Annotated in this window: 21 protein-coding genes; 11 read left to right on the top strand and 10 right to left on the bottom strand. The window is 35.8% G+C overall.

What is annotated here, in order from left to right; genetic code table 11:
• On the top strand, positions 1-620 hold a 620-nt coding region (locus HN643_04595), incomplete at its 5' end, for an aminoacetone oxidase family FAD-binding enzyme (protein ID MBT7500919.1).
• A 44-nt stretch (positions 621-664) separates the two neighbouring features.
• Here HN643_04595 and HN643_04590 read toward each other — a convergent pair.
• Both HN643_04590 and HN643_04585 read right to left on the bottom strand, forming a co-directional pair.
• The gene (locus HN643_04590; protein MBT7500918.1) at positions 665-934 is read right to left on the bottom strand and encodes a hypothetical protein; all 270 of its coding nucleotides are present in this window, start codon (positions 932-934) and stop codon (positions 665-667) included.
• A gap of 70 nt (positions 935-1,004) precedes the next feature.
• Complete coding sequence (locus HN643_04585) at positions 1,005-1,193, bottom strand: hypothetical protein (protein ID MBT7500917.1); 189 nt, start codon at positions 1,191-1,193, stop codon at positions 1,005-1,007.
• A 92-nt stretch (positions 1,194-1,285) separates the two neighbouring features.
• Between HN643_04585 and HN643_04580 the strand changes: the two genes are divergently transcribed.
• Positions 1,286-1,813, top strand: coding sequence for an NUDIX hydrolase (locus tag HN643_04580; protein ID MBT7500916.1), 528 nt, complete (start codon positions 1,286-1,288; stop codon positions 1,811-1,813).
• Positions 1,814-1,867: 54 nt separating this feature from the next.
• Here the strand turns inward: HN643_04580 and HN643_04575 are convergent, their stop codons facing one another.
• Positions 1,868-2,164 carry a hypothetical protein gene (locus HN643_04575; GenBank protein MBT7500915.1) on the bottom strand — a complete coding sequence of 99 codons (297 nt, stop codon included), beginning with the start codon at positions 2,162-2,164 and terminating at the stop codon, positions 1,868-1,870.
• A gap of 239 nt (positions 2,165-2,403) precedes the next feature.
• On the bottom strand, positions 2,404-3,567 hold the full coding sequence (locus tag HN643_04570) for a glycosyltransferase family 4 protein (GenBank protein MBT7500914.1): 1,164 nt from the start codon (positions 3,565-3,567) through the stop codon (positions 2,404-2,406).
• Positions 3,568-3,828: 261 nt separating this feature from the next.
• Here HN643_04570 and HN643_04565 point away from each other — a divergent pair, with 261 nt between their 5' ends.
• Positions 3,829-5,214 carry a B12-binding domain-containing radical SAM protein gene (locus HN643_04565; protein ID MBT7500913.1) on the top strand — a complete coding sequence of 462 codons (1,386 nt, stop codon included), beginning with the start codon at positions 3,829-3,831 and terminating at the stop codon, positions 5,212-5,214.
• 73 nt (positions 5,215-5,287) lie between these two features.
• Here the strand turns inward: HN643_04565 and HN643_04560 are convergent, their stop codons facing one another.
• Entirely contained in the window at positions 5,288-5,569 is a 282-nt protein-coding gene (locus tag HN643_04560; GenBank protein MBT7500912.1) for a hypothetical protein, read from the bottom strand.
• 238 nt (positions 5,570-5,807) lie between these two features.
• Here HN643_04560 and HN643_04555 point away from each other — a divergent pair, with 238 nt between their 5' ends.
• Positions 5,808-6,326, top strand: a complete 519-nt coding sequence (locus tag HN643_04555; protein MBT7500911.1) for a methyltransferase domain-containing protein — start codon at positions 5,808-5,810, stop codon at positions 6,324-6,326.
• 305 nt (positions 6,327-6,631) lie between these two features.
• On the opposite strand, the gene HN643_04550 is transcribed toward HN643_04555, so the two are convergent.
• Complete coding sequence (locus HN643_04550; GenBank protein MBT7500910.1) at positions 6,632-6,889, bottom strand: hypothetical protein; 258 nt, start codon at positions 6,887-6,889, stop codon at positions 6,632-6,634.
• 15 nt (positions 6,890-6,904) lie between these two features.
• On the bottom strand, positions 6,905-7,264 hold the full coding sequence (locus HN643_04545) for a hypothetical protein (GenBank protein MBT7500909.1): 360 nt from the start codon (positions 7,262-7,264) through the stop codon (positions 6,905-6,907).
• A 189-nt stretch (positions 7,265-7,453) separates the two neighbouring features.
• On the opposite strand from HN643_04545, the gene HN643_04540 reads away from it, so the two are divergent.
• The 7 genes from HN643_04540 (at position 7,454) to HN643_04510 (ending at position 11,853) form a co-directional block, all read left to right on the top strand.
• Positions 7,454-7,864 carry a hypothetical protein gene (locus HN643_04540; protein MBT7500908.1) on the top strand — a complete coding sequence of 137 codons (411 nt, stop codon included), beginning with the start codon at positions 7,454-7,456 and terminating at the stop codon, positions 7,862-7,864.
• A 2-nt stretch (positions 7,865-7,866) separates the two neighbouring features.
• Positions 7,867-8,250, top strand: a complete 384-nt coding sequence (locus tag HN643_04535; GenBank protein MBT7500907.1) for a hypothetical protein — start codon at positions 7,867-7,869, stop codon at positions 8,248-8,250.
• Between the two features lie 2 nt (positions 8,251-8,252).
• Positions 8,253-8,579: a hypothetical protein gene (locus HN643_04530; protein ID MBT7500906.1), complete on the top strand. Its 327-nt coding sequence runs from the start codon at positions 8,253-8,255 to the stop codon at positions 8,577-8,579.
• A gap of 24 nt (positions 8,580-8,603) precedes the next feature.
• Positions 8,604-10,223 carry a CCA tRNA nucleotidyltransferase gene (locus tag HN643_04525; protein ID MBT7500905.1) on the top strand — a complete coding sequence of 540 codons (1,620 nt, stop codon included), beginning with the start codon at positions 8,604-8,606 and terminating at the stop codon, positions 10,221-10,223.
• Positions 10,224-10,236: 13 nt separating this feature from the next.
• Positions 10,237-10,809: a transposase gene (locus HN643_04520; protein MBT7500904.1), complete on the top strand. Its 573-nt coding sequence runs from the start codon at positions 10,237-10,239 to the stop codon at positions 10,807-10,809.
• A 99-nt stretch (positions 10,810-10,908) separates the two neighbouring features.
• Entirely contained in the window at positions 10,909-11,382 is a 474-nt protein-coding gene (locus HN643_04515) for a tryptophan-rich sensory protein (GenBank protein ID MBT7500903.1), read from the top strand.
• Positions 11,383-11,385: 3 nt separating this feature from the next.
• Entirely contained in the window at positions 11,386-11,853 is a 468-nt protein-coding gene (locus tag HN643_04510; GenBank protein MBT7500902.1) for a hypothetical protein, read from the top strand.
• Positions 11,854-12,000: 147 nt separating this feature from the next.
• On the opposite strand, the gene HN643_04505 is transcribed toward HN643_04510, so the two are convergent.
• The 3 genes from HN643_04505 to HN643_04495 all read right to left on the bottom strand — a co-directional run bounded on the left by HN643_04505 (position 12,001) and on the right by HN643_04495 (position 14,193).
• Positions 12,001-12,417 (bottom strand): hypothetical protein, encoded by a 417-nt coding sequence (locus HN643_04505; GenBank protein ID MBT7500901.1) that lies wholly within the window; start codon positions 12,415-12,417, stop codon positions 12,001-12,003.
• Between the two features lie 172 nt (positions 12,418-12,589).
• A complete protein-coding gene (locus tag HN643_04500; GenBank protein ID MBT7500900.1) occupies positions 12,590-13,276 on the bottom strand; it encodes a hypothetical protein in 687 nt (228 codons plus the stop codon).
• A 62-nt stretch (positions 13,277-13,338) separates the two neighbouring features.
• The gene (locus tag HN643_04495; protein MBT7500899.1) at positions 13,339-14,193 is read right to left on the bottom strand and encodes a tyrosine-type recombinase/integrase; all 855 of its coding nucleotides are present in this window, start codon (positions 14,191-14,193) and stop codon (positions 13,339-13,341) included.
• Positions 14,194-14,323 lie beyond the last annotated feature (130 nt).

The following is a 14,323-nucleotide window of genomic DNA, read 5'->3' as shown; positions in this document are numbered from 1 at the left end:
TTAGTTTGTGGGCACCCCCGAACCAGTCACTTCGTTCCGGTACAGGACAAGGAAAAAAGTTAGCTTCTGAATTTGGTGAAGCGCTTTTCACTGGCAATGGCCTGAGTGGGCCGATTATACTTGATTTAAGTAAAAAAGTTACTGAAAATTTGGACAAAAAGCTTCAAATCAAAATTGACTTCAAACCAGCGCTGGATTATCCGACTTTAGATAAACGGATTTTAAGAGATTTCGCAGAACAAAAAAATAAGCAATTCAAAAACAGTTTAGATAAACTACTACCCAAAAAGCTCATTCCTGTTATAATTGAACTTTCAGAAATTGAACCTGACAAAGCAATAAACGAAATCACCAAAGATGAGCGGAAAAAATTACTAAAACTACTAAAAGAATTTGAACTTAACATTTCTGGCCTAGTCGGCTTTGAAAAAGCAATTGTAACTTCCGGTGGCGTTAACCTAAAAGAAGTTGATCCAAAAACCATGAAGTCAAAAATAATTGATAATCTATCCCTAGCTGGCGAAATTCTCGACATCGACGGCCCGACCGGTGGATATAATCTACAAGTAGCTTGGAGTACAGGTTATACGGCTGGAGACAATCATTTTAATTTGAAATAAAAAACAGGTCCGCATATTTACGAACCTGGTATTATGAGAATTACTTAACTCAGAGCTGACAGAATTTCCTCAGCTGCGTTTTCACCATTGTCACGATTGAACAACCGTGTATTAAAGTCATCCCCCGAAAGGTCAACTTTCATAACTCGGTCCTTGATATAGTCGAAGTATGTCTGACCAGACGCCAGTAACCCACGTGCTTCCTCTTCCGTCATACGATCTGAATCGGCACGAAGTGCTCCTTGACCCTGAACCTTTGCATTGTTATACAATGCCGCCAAAACCTGAGCCTTGTCAAGATGTGAAATGTTCATTCAGAAAACTCCTGTCAATTTAAGAAAAAACAACATCACTACCAATGAATCATCTTCAACAATAAACAGATTACTCCTCTCCTACCTCCAACTTCCACTCATGCCCAGCATCAGCCACAAAGGTCTGCTCGACGTCCGCGCCAGACTTATATCTGCTGACAATCGTTCGAACAAGCCACCCACCAGGCACTTTCAGTCGACCCGATAAGACCGCGCAATCACCTTGCACTGAAGGTCCATTTCTAATTTCTTCCCACATAATCTCCTCCTCGAATCAGTTAACTTGAGAAAACTACTTTTATTCAAAGCACTGTATATAACAACAAACTATTTCCCCTTTTGTCAACCCAAATGACTAACCCCTGGAAAAAACTCAAACAAGAAACAATCTTTGATTCTGGCTACAGAAAGCTGATCCGGAAGACTTTTGAATTGCCCAACGGCAAAACGCATGAATTTGATATTAAAGATGAAATGCAAGTTGTTTGTATTCTTGGATTAACTAAAGAAAATAAAGTAATCTTAGTTGAAGAATTTCGGCCCGGGATGGAAAAAACTCTACTGGAAATTCCAGGTGGACAAGTAGAAGAAGGAGAAGATCCAACCGAAGCAGCCAAAAGAGAATTCCTAGAAGAAACTGGGTACACTGGAGAATTTCAATTTGTAGGCACCAATTATGAATGTGCTTATTCCAATCAAATTAAACATAATTTCGTAGCCAAGAACTGCTTCCAAAAACAGGAACAAAAATTGGACCCTATGGAATTCGCCGAAGTTGTTGAACTGTCGCTGGATGAATTTCGTAAACATTTACGAAAAGGGGAATTGACTGATGTAGAAACTGGCTATTTAGGATTGGATTATTTAAAATTACTTTAACCTTTCTCAAACATAAAAGAGCGGGCCATGAGCCACGCTCTTTGTTTTTATCAATTATTCTTCACCATCAATCTTTGCCATCAAACCCATAAATCCGGCCAGAGCGGTTACCATTTCAAGAACTACTAATCGATCGTTGGATGGAACCTGTTGACGTTTACCGGTCAAAAGAACAGACCACTTACCTTGTTCATACAGCTCTTTTAAATCATCCAAATGTGTAGACACAACAACTTCTGCTTGGGTCAAATCTGGAACAAACTCAACAACAGAAAAAAGATCTATTGATTGTTTGAAAGCTCCCATCACCGGAGACTCAGTTAAAAATAGATAAACCTTAACCTTTCTCATGACAATCCTCCCTTTGTCCTAACTGACAATTAAACTTAACATAAACATCTATCTGTGTCAAGCCAAACAAAAAAAGAGCCTCTGTAAACTCTCTTAAAAAATAATCAATTAATCAATTTTCAAATCCTAATTGAAATTCAAAATCGCAAATTCAAATGTTCTAAAGTAAATTTTGCATTTTGAGATTTAGGATTTGAAATTTAATTAGGATTTGGTGCTTGAAGAATTGGTAATTTTTCTTAACAATTGATACAATGAATCTTTTTATAATTTTTATTCTGAGCATGATCGTGAATCACATCTTCGTAAACTCTCTCCACTGAAAGCACAATATCTTTCCAATTATAATTTTTATCGACATGCACGCGAGCATCCTGACCAACCTTTTTAGCTAGTTCAGGGCATTCTAATACGTACTGTAATTTATCTTTTAAATCTTGAACGTTTTTATTTTCAAATGAAAAACCAAATCCACCAGAGATAGCTTCCATGTTTTCTGGAATGTCTGAAACTAATATTGGTAAACCAAAACTCATACCTTCCAAAACCACGATTGGTAAACCTTCACTCTCTGATGGGTGAACCATTAGAGATGCATTAGAATATAATTCCTGCCACAAACGACTGCCACCCTGAACATTACCAGTAAAAATAATATTTGGATTATCTTTGGCCTGTTCTTTTATTTGTTTAACATAATCATCAGTAAAGGCACTACCACCAGCAATAACTAACTTTTTATCTGTATTAATTTGTTCATATGCATCAATCAAATATTGTACGCCTTTGTGTTTTACCAAACGAGATAAGAACAAAATATATTCATCTTTTTTTAGATTAAATTTTTTAGCTTGATTAATAGCTACTTTCTTTGGCAACTCAATACCATTAGGAATGTAAACCGTATTGGAACTATATTTATCACTACAATACATTTGCAAAACTTTAGAAACGGTAATTGTGTCATGAGCAAATTTCACAGCTGTTAATTCGCCAAGATATAAAGCAAAGCGTGCAAACCAGCCCCATTTCTGATGTTTACGATCAATACAATGAAAAGTAATAACTACTCTGGTCTTGGGACAAAATACTCGTGGGATCCAAGCCAAAAGAGAAGGACCTACTCCGTGATAATGAATAATATCGTATTTGTTTCTAACTGCATGCCAAGATGCTCGCCAAGTATGACTGATAGCATCAAGATTTTTGGTTCTAATAGATTTTATATTAAGAATATTTACACCCTGATATTTTTTTAATCGCTTCGGTGTATACCATGGCCGAGCGTAAACAAAAACTTTGTGCCCCCGCTTGGCTAGGCCCACTGATAATCGCTCGACGTGTTTTTCAACTCCGCCGAACTTCATAGGAATTCCTTTTTGTCCGATAAAAGCTACTTTCATAGTTTAAGGTAAAAGTCAAAAGGTAAAAGTCCAAAATAAAATCTCTGATTATAAGTTTCCTAACAAATATTTTAACCTTTTACCTTTGGACTTATAACTGAGAAGTATATCACATCAACCACAAAAAGTCAAGGATATTCTCCATTTCTTGTTAAAATTATAACATAAAGTCATAAAACATGGAACATTAAACATAAAACAATCACTTGGGCCACCTCCCTGATTATGCTACAATAAAATTACTTAAAAATAATTCTTAAAATGAGAATCCTTTTCATCTACAAATTTGAATACCTCGAACCGCTGGGCATTATGAGCTTGGCAGCTTATTTAAAACAAAATGGCCACCAGTGCCATTTTGTTGATTTAGAATTAGAAAAAAACTACTTAAGCAAAATTAAGCAACTTCAACCAGACATTATTGCTTATTCAATCACCACCGGCCGCCACCGTTTTTATCAACAATTAAATCTGAAGCTAAAAAAACAGCAAAAATTTTCAGCTGTTTTTGGCGGTCCTCACGCCACCTTTTTCCCAGAATTTATAAATCAAGAAGGTGTAGATATTATTTGTAGGGGGGAGGGAGAACAAGCATTGCTGGAATTAGCCAATCTCCTCCACACGAACGACAGAGTGAAACATATTCAGAATCTCTGGGTTAAGCAGGACAACCAAATTTTCAAGAATGAACTTCGACCGTTAATTCAAGATCTTGACGACCTACCTTTTCCAGACCGAGAATTGATTAACATTTACCCAGCTTACCGAAAAATGCAACGCCGACAAATCATGACCTCCCGCGGTTGCGCCTTTAACTGCACATACTGCTTTAATCATGTTTACAAAAAACTATATCCCAACCAAAATCCGGTTCGCCGACGTAGTCCAAATAATGTTCTACAAGAATTACTTCACTTAAAACAAAATTTTAAACCTAAACGATTTCATTTTTTAGACGATAATTTTGTGACTGACGAAAACTGGTGTACAAACTTTTTCAAACAATACTGTCAACAAATCAAACTTCCCTTCATTGTACATACGCGAGTTAACAATTTAACTAAAAACATAGTCTCGACATTAAAAACCGCCGGCTGTCAAACAGTTTTATACGCCATTGAAAGCGGTAATTCAAAAATTCGACAAGATCTGTTAAAACGAAACACTTCTGATCAACAAATTTTAATGGCATCTTCATTATTAAAAAAATACAAATTAAAAACTTATGTTCAAAACATGGTCGGCCTACCAACTGAAACAATCACCGATGCTTTACAAACTATTGAATTAAATAAAAAATGCCGACCTGACTATGCCTGGTGTTCAATTTTTCAACCTTATCCCATGACTGACTTATGGGCCTTTTGCAAAAAAAACAACCTTCTATCCAACCAAGAACCTGATGAATCCTATTACCAAACTAGCGTTTTGAACTTGAAACCAAAATTAAAAAGGCAATTTATCAATTTGCACCATCTTTTTTCTATTGCCGTTGGCTGGAAAATCCCTTTACCAACAGTGAAATTTCTAATACAATTACCTATGACCAAGCTTTACTTTTTAATTTGGCAAATTCATCGCGCTTGGTGTTACGTTTTCAAGGTCAAATGGATTAATTTTTCAGAAATATTTCTTAAACTTAAATAATTTGGGAAATGATAATAAAACAAAAAATGATAATTATAAAAGTCTGACTCAGTTAAATCAGACTTTTTTGAATTCATTTTTCGCAAAACTTATTATCAACCTTGTTTACACCAGCGCCAACAATGCTACCGTTACCATGGTTTATCACAACAACCAATTCGTAGCAATTACCTGTGTTCGGACTTTGCCAAAAACTGTTTTGCCAAACTGCATTTAAAGGTGCTTCTTTGTTGCTAACAGCAACAGTTTCTCCTATTGGATCTGTTTGTTGTCTATCCCGAGAAAAAGTTGCAAAAAGCACAATGAGAATGGCCACAACAACCATCAATATAATAGGTACAGTTTTTTTCTTCATAACTCCCTCCATTTTCTTAACTATCAAGTTAAAGAACCGATTAAACACAATTTAACATTTACGAAAAGCGAAGTCAATCATATATTTGTGGTACAATAGCCTTAATGATCAATTCCACAAGTGACAATTAAACAACAAACATAAATACCCAAAACTCAAAGACAACTTTAGAAATTGCAATTTGCAAATTTGAACTTAATTGATACTTATTATTTGGATAATTGATAATTATACTTATATGCTCTATTTATACATCCTGATTGCTATCCTTTTTCTAATCCTTCTCTTCATTGGCGGGCTGTCAGCTGCGCCTTTTGTTCCAACCAAGAAAAAACAAATTCAGCACTTATTAAAAAATATTTCCATCAAAGATAGTCAAACTATTTACGACCTAGGTTGCGGAACTGGTAGTGTTATTTTTCCTTTAGCCAAAGCTTTTCCAAAAGCTAATTTTGTCGGAGTTGAAATTGCCGTTATTCCTTTTCTTGTTGCCAAAATAAAAGCACTTAAATTCAAAAATGCCAAAATTAAATTTGGAAATATTTTCAGAACTAAATTAAATGATGCTGACACAATTTTTATTTTTCTTTTAGCAGACAGTTATCCGAAACTAATAAAATCTTTGAAACATAAAGTAAAAAATGACTGCCAAGTTATCACTGAAGCTTGGCCCTTACCAAACATTGAACCGGTGAAACGAATTAAAGAAAAAGATTTATTAGCATTATATTTTTATCGAGGTGAACAGTTAAAATAAATTGTTATATTGTTAAATTGTCATATTGTTATAATCTCAGCCCCATTCATGGGGCTTTATAATTGCTAGCCTGAGGGTTTTAACCCCAGGCGTCCCAGTTGGTGAATAATATTTCTCCCTAATTTACAATGCCACCCAAAATTAAAACGCTATAAATCGTTTCATCTTACCGAAATGATACATTCACTCACTAAGCCGCCCGGGGTTGAAAACCCCGGGCTATATATTATAAAACCCTATAAATAGGGTTGGTCCAAAAATCCAACAAAAAAACCTGAGCTGTTATTACAACTCAGGCATTGTTTTTAATTATTCAGAGCATAATGCTTTGCACTCACTCGCTGAAAGTTGACAACCGTACAAGTAAGCCCCTTCAACATCATACAATCTGAATAGAACTTCGCTGTTTCTTCTTCAAAACGTTTCTTCTCAAATTCTTTTCCGTTGAATTCAGCGTATATATTCTTAATGTCCAGATAATCACCCCCAACGGTTCGTAATAGATAACTGACAAACCAATAGGTTTTTGAAGGTGGTTTTGCTTTCTTCTTTGCTGGCTTCATTGTGTCTCCTTGCAACTACTTGTTAAAGACATCATAATTTCCGACAAAAGTAATCCCTCGTGCCTGACGATAACTCACAGTTACCCGAACACTACGTTTGGGATGCTGAATCCAACTCTGAGTTGAAGACAGATTGAACTTTTGTTTATTAGAAAGGTGAATACTGAGCACATTACCCGGCCGATAATCACGGCAATCAAAATCAATCGCGCCGTGAATGGCATCGGTCGCAGCTTCAAGCAGCACAAAACGCTTGGCCTTACGACCATCAACCATTACATCATCAGCTTCAAGAACCAAAGCTGTGATATGGGAATCTGTTGTAATAAACTTTTTCTTTAAAGTATGCCTTAAGGTATCCAGAAATTTACCCATTTTAGCCTCCCTAGTAAAATTATATATACTTTTTGAACATTTAACCTTAACCCATTTTTTATTTTTTGTCAACCCTATACTCATTTTTGCTGATATTTGGTATAATTAGATCAGATTAAAAAAAAGGGAGAAGAAAATAATTTTAATAAAAAGATTATCTCCTTTACCCCCTTATCTATTATAAACACTATGCAAAAATTTATTGCTGGTTTTGTTTTAATTTTGCTCGTTTTTACTTTGACCGGCTGTGCAGAAAAATCAAAAACCTATACTCTTGAAAAATTCCTCAAAAACAAAGAGGAACTAGTGGACAAACACTTCATAATTAAAGGTTACGTTGATTATTTTCGTCCTTGTTCATCGCAAGAAGAATGCACGGGCGTAAATTATATTATTATAACTGACAAAAAACAAGGTACTGACCGAACCAGAATGATCATCAATTTTAATTATGACCAGCGCGCGACATTCAATCACTTAAAAACTTTTGACACAGTTAAAATGGTGGTCAAGTATCACTCTGAACGCCCAGAAAATGGTGGCTCATCCAACGAGACAGGATTCTTTACCTTGCGCGACTTCGTGTCTGTAGAAAAATAATTATGGACCTTGATAAACTCAAACAATTAAATTTTCCAGCCGATCAATTTGCAATATTTGGAAGCGGACCAATGGCTGTCCGAAACATAAGACCAGCGGGTGATATTGACCTTATTGTTAAACCTGAACTATGGCAAGAATTGATTAAAGAATTCACTCCCGACAAGGATAAACCATATCGGATCGAAATTGGTAACATCGAAATATATAAACAATGGAAACCTTGGTTCAATGACATTATTGAATTGATTGATACTGCCGATGAATTTCAAGGCCTACGTTTTGTTAAACTAAAACATGTTCTAGCCTGGAAAAAGGCAATGGGAAGAGACAAAGATTTGCACGATGTTAAATTAATCAACAATTTCTTAAAAAGCTCAAATTGATTATGAAGCGCTACCAAAAAACGAGCATTTTAAAAATCACTCTTATCGTCTTAATATTTTTAATTATCCCATCACCAATTCTGCTACATCAAGATACTGGCGTAGCAATTCAGAAAGGTTTTTCTCCTGAAGTCTTAATCCTTATTGGATCAATAATCCTATTTACTGTTGGACTATCAATGGTAGCGGGTGACGGATTTCTACTCTGGAAGCATAGTGAAAAATCATTCTTTTTAACTGTAGTCTGCTTTCTTTATTTATTAATGATTCCTTGGCTGATAATTAACTTTGTACATATGTTGATTGGTAAAATTAAACACAAATCATAACTTCAATACTCACTAAAAAATCTTATGAACAAAGAACCCCAACCGACAAGCGGAGAATACAAACTTAAATCAGAAGACAAAAAAATTATTGCCAAAGAAAAAATACCTATTGGTGATCAATATTTAGATATTTTAAAAGAGCGCGGGCTGGATGATTACGCAACCGTTTATAAAAAAGTTTTGGAGATTGCAGAAACGATTAAAGCTTCTGGTGGCAAAGTCCTTTTAGTTGGCGGTAGTATTCGCGATATGATGATGGGTACAATTCCCAAAGATTATGATATAGAAATTTACGGACTTGAACCTGAAGAAATAAAAAAGATTTTAACTCCAATAGGAAAAGTTTCTGAAGTTGGTGAAGCATTTGGAGTTCTGAAAGTTTTTTTCCCGAAAGAAGGTCTGGATATTGACGTATCTTTACCTAGAAAAGACTCAAAAACAGGTAAAGGTCATAAAGATTTTTCAGTTGAAGCTGATCCAAACATGTCTATCATAGAGGCTGCTAAACGTCGAGATTTTACCATGAATTCAATTTGCGCGGATCCCTTGACCGGTGAAATTTTTGATGCTTTTGGCGGGCTGGAAGACATTAAAAACAGAAAACTAAAAATTACAGATAATGAACTTTTCAAAGATGATCCTTTACGGGTTCTCCGGGGCATGCAATTCATTGGACGCTTTGGGCTAGAAGTTGATAAAGATTCTGTGCCAATTCTGCAAGAAATGGCTCCGTTAGTTAAAGATTTATCCAAAGAAAGAATATTAGAAGAATGGAAAAAATTATTGCTCAAATCAGAAAAGCCATCGCTCGGTCTTGCGGCGGCAATGAACCTGGGCATTCTCCGAGAAATACACCCTGAGTTGCCACCACTCAGAGAAACTCCTCAGGAGCCTGAATGGCATCCGGAAGGTGATGTCTGGATTCACACTCTAATGGTTATCGACGAGGCAGCGAAAATTGCACGTCGTGAAGAATTAGATGACGCAAAAAAATTCACTCTTTTATTAACTGCACTTTGCCATGACCTTGGAAAACCAGCAACAACAGAAACCAGAGAAGATGGAAAAATTATCTCTCATGCACACGACAAAGCCGGAATTGAACCAACCAAAAAGTTTTTGGCCCAACTTGGCGTAGATAATTTAACAAGAGATAAGGTTGTTAAATTGGTCGGCGAACATTTAACTCCAACCTTATTTTATATTGAAGAAACTGTTCGAGGGAACCATATCAAAGACGGAGCGATCCGCCGGCTGGCTAAACGACTTCACCCCGCGACCATTCAAGAATTAGTTTTAGTTTCTGAGTCAGACCATCTTGGTCGTGGCGAATTTGGTAATACTGAAGTACCAGAACAACTTATGCTTGATCCGATGAACTACCCAGCAGGAAAATGGTTGCTAACCCGCGCTCGGGAGCTAGAAGTTGAAGACAGTCGACCAGCAGATTTAACCCAAGGTCGTCATTGGTTAGCCTTTGGTTTCAAACCTGGCCCAAACCTTGGCAAATTAATTCGTTTAGCAAATGATCTTCGTGACGATAAAGGCTTTTCACGAGAAATGGTTTTTGAAGCGGTTGATGGAATTGCTGATGAAGACAAAGCGGTTGCTAAATTGGAAAAATTATTAGAGCCGATTGAATAAAAAGTGTTTTAATGTGTCCGAATTATTTCAAAACAAATACCGCACCAAAACCCTTCGATTAAAAGATTGGAATTATGGATGGGACGCATTTTATTTTATAACCATTTGCACACATAAAGGCATTTGGTTTTTCGGCAAAATCAAAAACCAAAAAATGATTTTAAATAATTTTGGCAAAATTATCCAAAAAAATTTATTGAACATTCCCAAACATTTTAATTTCACCGAACTGGATGAACATATTGTTATGCCCAACCATGTACATGTGATTGTACGAATATTGCCCCACAAGGGTAGAGACGCGATTAATCGCGTCTCTACGAACAACAATGACCGTGGTGGCGTAACGGGGCAATATAACCCCATGGGCAAACAAACAATAGGTGAAATTATTCGTTGGTACAAAGGTGGATGCACCTTCCAGATCAACCAACAACACCCCAACAACATATTTAAATGGCAACCGCGATTTTACGATCATATAATTCGCAGTCAGGAATCGCTGGAAAACATTCGACATTACATTAAAATCAATCCTGAGAAATGGGAACAAGACAGAAATAATATAACAGGTTTATACTATTGAATAAAACTTTATGCCGGTGGTATGATTTGCGGCAAGAGCTATGCTGATATTGAAAAGAATTTAAAACGATTAAATTATCATAAATTAAATATATAATCTATGTTCATCCCCAAAGCAGCTCGCCTATTCTTAATGATTGTAGTTTGCCAACTGGCCGGTTTAATCGGTTCCGTATTTACAACGTCAAACATTACTTCCTGGTATCAAAACCTAACTCGACCAAGTTTTGCACCACCAAACTGGGTTTTTGCGCCGGTTTGGACAATCTTATTTGTTTTGATGGCCATAGCCTTGTTCATTGCTTGGGAAAATAAATTTAAAAAAGCCAAGCTTGGCCTTTTGTTTTTTGTAGCTCAACTTGTTTTGAACGTTTTCTGGTCATTCCTTTTCTTTGGTCTACATAATCCTTGGTTTGCTTTGATTGAAATTATTGCTTTACTAATCTTCATTATTTTAACAACTATAAACTTCTGGAGAACCAACCTGTGGGCCGGCATTTTGATGCTACCATATATCGCGTGGGTAGGGTTTGCTACAATTTTGAACTTTGCCTATTGGCGATTAAATTCATAATATATGAAAAACTCAATAAAAAAAGGTTTTGGTTTTGGATTAACCACTGGAATTATCACCACTCTAGGACTAATCATCGGTCTGGCTTTTAGTACTGGTGATAAAACAATTGTGCTTGCAGGTATACTAACTATTGCGATTGCTGACAGTTTATCAGATGCTCTGGGGATTCATATTTCAGAAGAAGCTACAAACCAAAAATCAAACAAAGCAATCTGGACTGCAACTATTTCAACCCTGGCAACAAAATTTATTTTTGCACTAACTTTTATAATCCCAATATTATTATTCACACTAACAACTGCTGTGATAATTAGTATAGTTTGGGCACTTGTTGCTATTAGTTTATTCAGCTTTTATATTGCCAAAACAAATAAAAAAAAGGCCATCAATGTTGTTGCTGAACATTTATTTATAGCGGTATTTGTTATTGTGGTATCGTATTTTGTTGGAACACTACTTAAAATGTAACAAACAAGGAAAAACAAAAATAAATAATACAATAGGCTCATGAAAAAGCCTATTTTTTAGTTTCCAAGTTTTAGATTGTGAATAGTGTATTTTTCATCCAACAAAAAAGACGCTCCGAAGATGCTCGAAACGTCCTTGATGTAATACTTAGCTTACTGACTCCTCCGCCGGAGAACGAATCATCTGTATGACCCCGAAACTCGCAATTCCCATCATCAACATGAAGGCAGAACCAATTACACAAAACCAATAGAGAACGGTTTTCTCAGTTAGCCCTCCCTCCGGGGTACGATCAGTCACAATCGACTCTCCAAGACCTGCCCAGGTCCCGAGATGAATGTCCGCCGACTCTGAAGAAAAAACCTTCGAGTAAACGTAATCTCGACAACTGCGATCTCCCTTGGAACACTTCTTTGACACAGCCTTATCAGCCACGTCTTCCGCACTGTGAATTGCGGAAACGTACTCACGATACTCACTCTCCGAATAGGTTGCTACTACTGTGTAAAGGCCAAAGCCAACGAGTAGGAACAAACCGATGAAAATTGCTGTCCAATAATGCATAGCATCCTCCGCAATTTAACTTCAATATTCAGACACTTACAGTATAGCACATTTTTAACACCTTGTCAAGGTTTAGTGTAAAGCAATTGAACACCAAACAGTAGTATTGTGTAAAATTAAACAAAAAAAATTAAGTTCTCGTAGCCAGTTATTCTAAGTGTGTATACCACTCTTACTGAGCAAGCTTAAGGTTATGCAAAGTATACTTTTCTAAATTTTTTACTTGAGCTTTTGTTAATTTATCACACGCCCAACCCCAGTGAAAGGAAATCCAATCTCCGATTTGGGGATTTTTTATAAATGATTCGTCGAGCATTTTGTAAACTATATTTTGTAATTCGTAATTCGTAATTTGTAATTGGTAATTATCAAGAGTTAAACATGGAGAATTGACAACCAATTCAGAATCTTTAATTTTAACAATTTTTCCCCAAGAAATTCGACACTGATCCATGGTTTCAACTGTGTGCGCCATAGCCGCTTTTCCGGTTCGCAACCAAATGTTAAACACGTGAAAACTATGATGCGGTAAAGCACCAGCTGGAATTTTACCAACCATCAATTCAAACTGCCGAGAAGTTAATTTCTTTTTCAAATGCAAATGATCCACAAAATGATTATATAAACCTTTCATCTTCACATTTTTAAGCAAATCATTACCAATCCAATAAGCCTCAACTACACGATAATCAAACGGATCACGAATATTATTTGATTTAGCAATTAATTTTAAATAAGGATAGAGTGTTTCAAATTCAGTCAAAGCATGATTCAAGCTGGAATGAGAATCATTGGTTACGGTCAATTCAAAAAGAGCGGAGTTCTGATCACCACCGCAGTATTGAAGTTTGTTCGGCATGAAAGCGTACTTAGCGCACATTAATATACCTTTATTTTGTAATTTATTGAGATTCATTTTGACTAAATTAAATCTAACGGACTAATTAAATTCTCCAACGCCTTATTGGTTACTTGAGTGTAAATCTGTGTAGTTTCCAATTTTTTATGCCCCAATAATTTTTGAATATACCGAATATCAGTTCCATTTTCCAGTAAATGAGTGGCGAACGAATGGCGCAAGCTATGACACGTTGCGGACTTCTTAACTTGACAATTTTTCAATGCTTGCGCAAAAACTTTTTGTAATGATCGAGTTGAAAGCGCTCTCTCATGCCTACCGGCAATGACGTAATCCTCGGCTTGTTTATTTATCAAAAAAACCTTCAATACCCTAACAAGTTTGGGTGATAAGATCGTAATCCTATCTTTGTTTCCCTTTCCTGACTTAATGTGAATTGTTTTTCGTTCAAAATCCAAATCTTTAACTTTTAGTTTCACTACTTCCGCCACTCTTAAACCGCTACCATACATTAAACTTAAAGCCAAACGATGCTTTTGATTAGTCACAGCATTTAACAGGATAGAAACTTCACCTAAATTTAATACAACTGGCAATGTCTGCGGTTTTTTTGGGTGTTTAATATCAACAAAAAACTTTCGTTTTAATACTTTCTGATAATAAAATTTTAGTGCATTTAAATTAACACTCAAAGTAGAAGCGCTAGCACCACGATGGCGTAAATCCTCTAAATATCTCTTTATGTCATTGTTATTTACAACCTTTGGAGACTTACCAAGCCACTCCAAGAAACGCATATTTATATTAATGTATGCACTACATGTTTTTGGAGAATAGTTTCGCAATTTAAGCTGATTTTTTAAATTTAATAACGTATCCAACTGCTTTGATTTTATTTTCTGATCTGTTATAATCATAGGGTATATATGAATAGCTAAAAGAGGGCCATTCAACTCCTTTTATGCTCTAATTATAGCACAACCTTTATGCGAACTTCAATAACTTCGCATAAAAGGAGTTAGGCGACATATTTTTGAAAAATTTGTT

This window comes from Candidatus Falkowbacteria bacterium (assembly GCA_018674305.1).
In the GTDB taxonomy this organism is placed as follows: Bacteria; Patescibacteriota; Patescibacteriia; order UBA11705; family JABHMO01; genus JABMRF01.
The sequence above is the reverse complement of the archived record's forward strand: the minus strand, read 5'-3'. Positions and strand labels throughout refer to the sequence as shown.

What these genes read in the sequence shown, in the direction of transcription:
- HN643_04590 (MBT7500918.1), bottom strand. Translation starts at nt 934, where the DNA reads ATGAACATTTCACATCTTGACAAGGCTCAGGTTTTGGCGGCATTGTAT.
- HN643_04585 (MBT7500917.1), bottom strand. Translation starts at nt 1,193, where the DNA reads ATGTGGGAAGAAATTAGAAATGGACCTTCAGTGCAAGGTGATTGCGCG.
- HN643_04580 (MBT7500916.1), top strand. Translation starts at nt 1,286, where the DNA reads ATGACTAACCCCTGGAAAAAACTCAAACAAGAAACAATCTTTGATTCT.
- HN643_04575 (MBT7500915.1), bottom strand. Translation starts at nt 2,164, where the DNA reads ATGAGAAAGGTTAAGGTTTATCTATTTTTAACTGAGTCTCCGGTGATG.
- HN643_04570 (MBT7500914.1), bottom strand. Translation starts at nt 3,567, where the DNA reads ATGAAAGTAGCTTTTATCGGACAAAAAGGAATTCCTATGAAGTTCGGC.
- HN643_04565 (MBT7500913.1), top strand. Translation starts at nt 3,829, where the DNA reads ATGAGAATCCTTTTCATCTACAAATTTGAATACCTCGAACCGCTGGGC.
- HN643_04560 (MBT7500912.1), bottom strand. Translation starts at nt 5,569, where the DNA reads ATGAAGAAAAAAACTGTACCTATTATATTGATGGTTGTTGTGGCCATT.
- HN643_04555 (MBT7500911.1), top strand. Translation starts at nt 5,808, where the DNA reads ATGCTCTATTTATACATCCTGATTGCTATCCTTTTTCTAATCCTTCTC.
- HN643_04550 (MBT7500910.1), bottom strand. Translation starts at nt 6,889, where the DNA reads ATGAAGCCAGCAAAGAAGAAAGCAAAACCACCTTCAAAAACCTATTGG.
- HN643_04545 (MBT7500909.1), bottom strand. Translation starts at nt 7,264, where the DNA reads ATGGGTAAATTTCTGGATACCTTAAGGCATACTTTAAAGAAAAAGTTT.
- HN643_04540 (MBT7500908.1), top strand. Translation starts at nt 7,454, where the DNA reads ATGCAAAAATTTATTGCTGGTTTTGTTTTAATTTTGCTCGTTTTTACT.
- HN643_04535 (MBT7500907.1), top strand. Translation starts at nt 7,867, where the DNA reads ATGGACCTTGATAAACTCAAACAATTAAATTTTCCAGCCGATCAATTT.
- HN643_04530 (MBT7500906.1), top strand. Translation starts at nt 8,253, where the DNA reads ATGAAGCGCTACCAAAAAACGAGCATTTTAAAAATCACTCTTATCGTC.
- HN643_04525 (MBT7500905.1), top strand. Translation starts at nt 8,604, where the DNA reads ATGAACAAAGAACCCCAACCGACAAGCGGAGAATACAAACTTAAATCA.
- HN643_04515 (MBT7500903.1), top strand. Translation starts at nt 10,909, where the DNA reads ATGTTCATCCCCAAAGCAGCTCGCCTATTCTTAATGATTGTAGTTTGC.
- HN643_04510 (MBT7500902.1), top strand. Translation starts at nt 11,386, where the DNA reads ATGAAAAACTCAATAAAAAAAGGTTTTGGTTTTGGATTAACCACTGGA.
- HN643_04505 (MBT7500901.1), bottom strand. Translation starts at nt 12,417, where the DNA reads ATGCATTATTGGACAGCAATTTTCATCGGTTTGTTCCTACTCGTTGGC.
- HN643_04500 (MBT7500900.1), bottom strand. Translation starts at nt 13,276, where the DNA reads ATGCCGAACAAACTTCAATACTGCGGTGGTGATCAGAACTCCGCTCTT.
- HN643_04495 (MBT7500899.1), bottom strand. Translation starts at nt 14,193, where the DNA reads ATGATTATAACAGATCAGAAAATAAAATCAAAGCAGTTGGATACGTTA.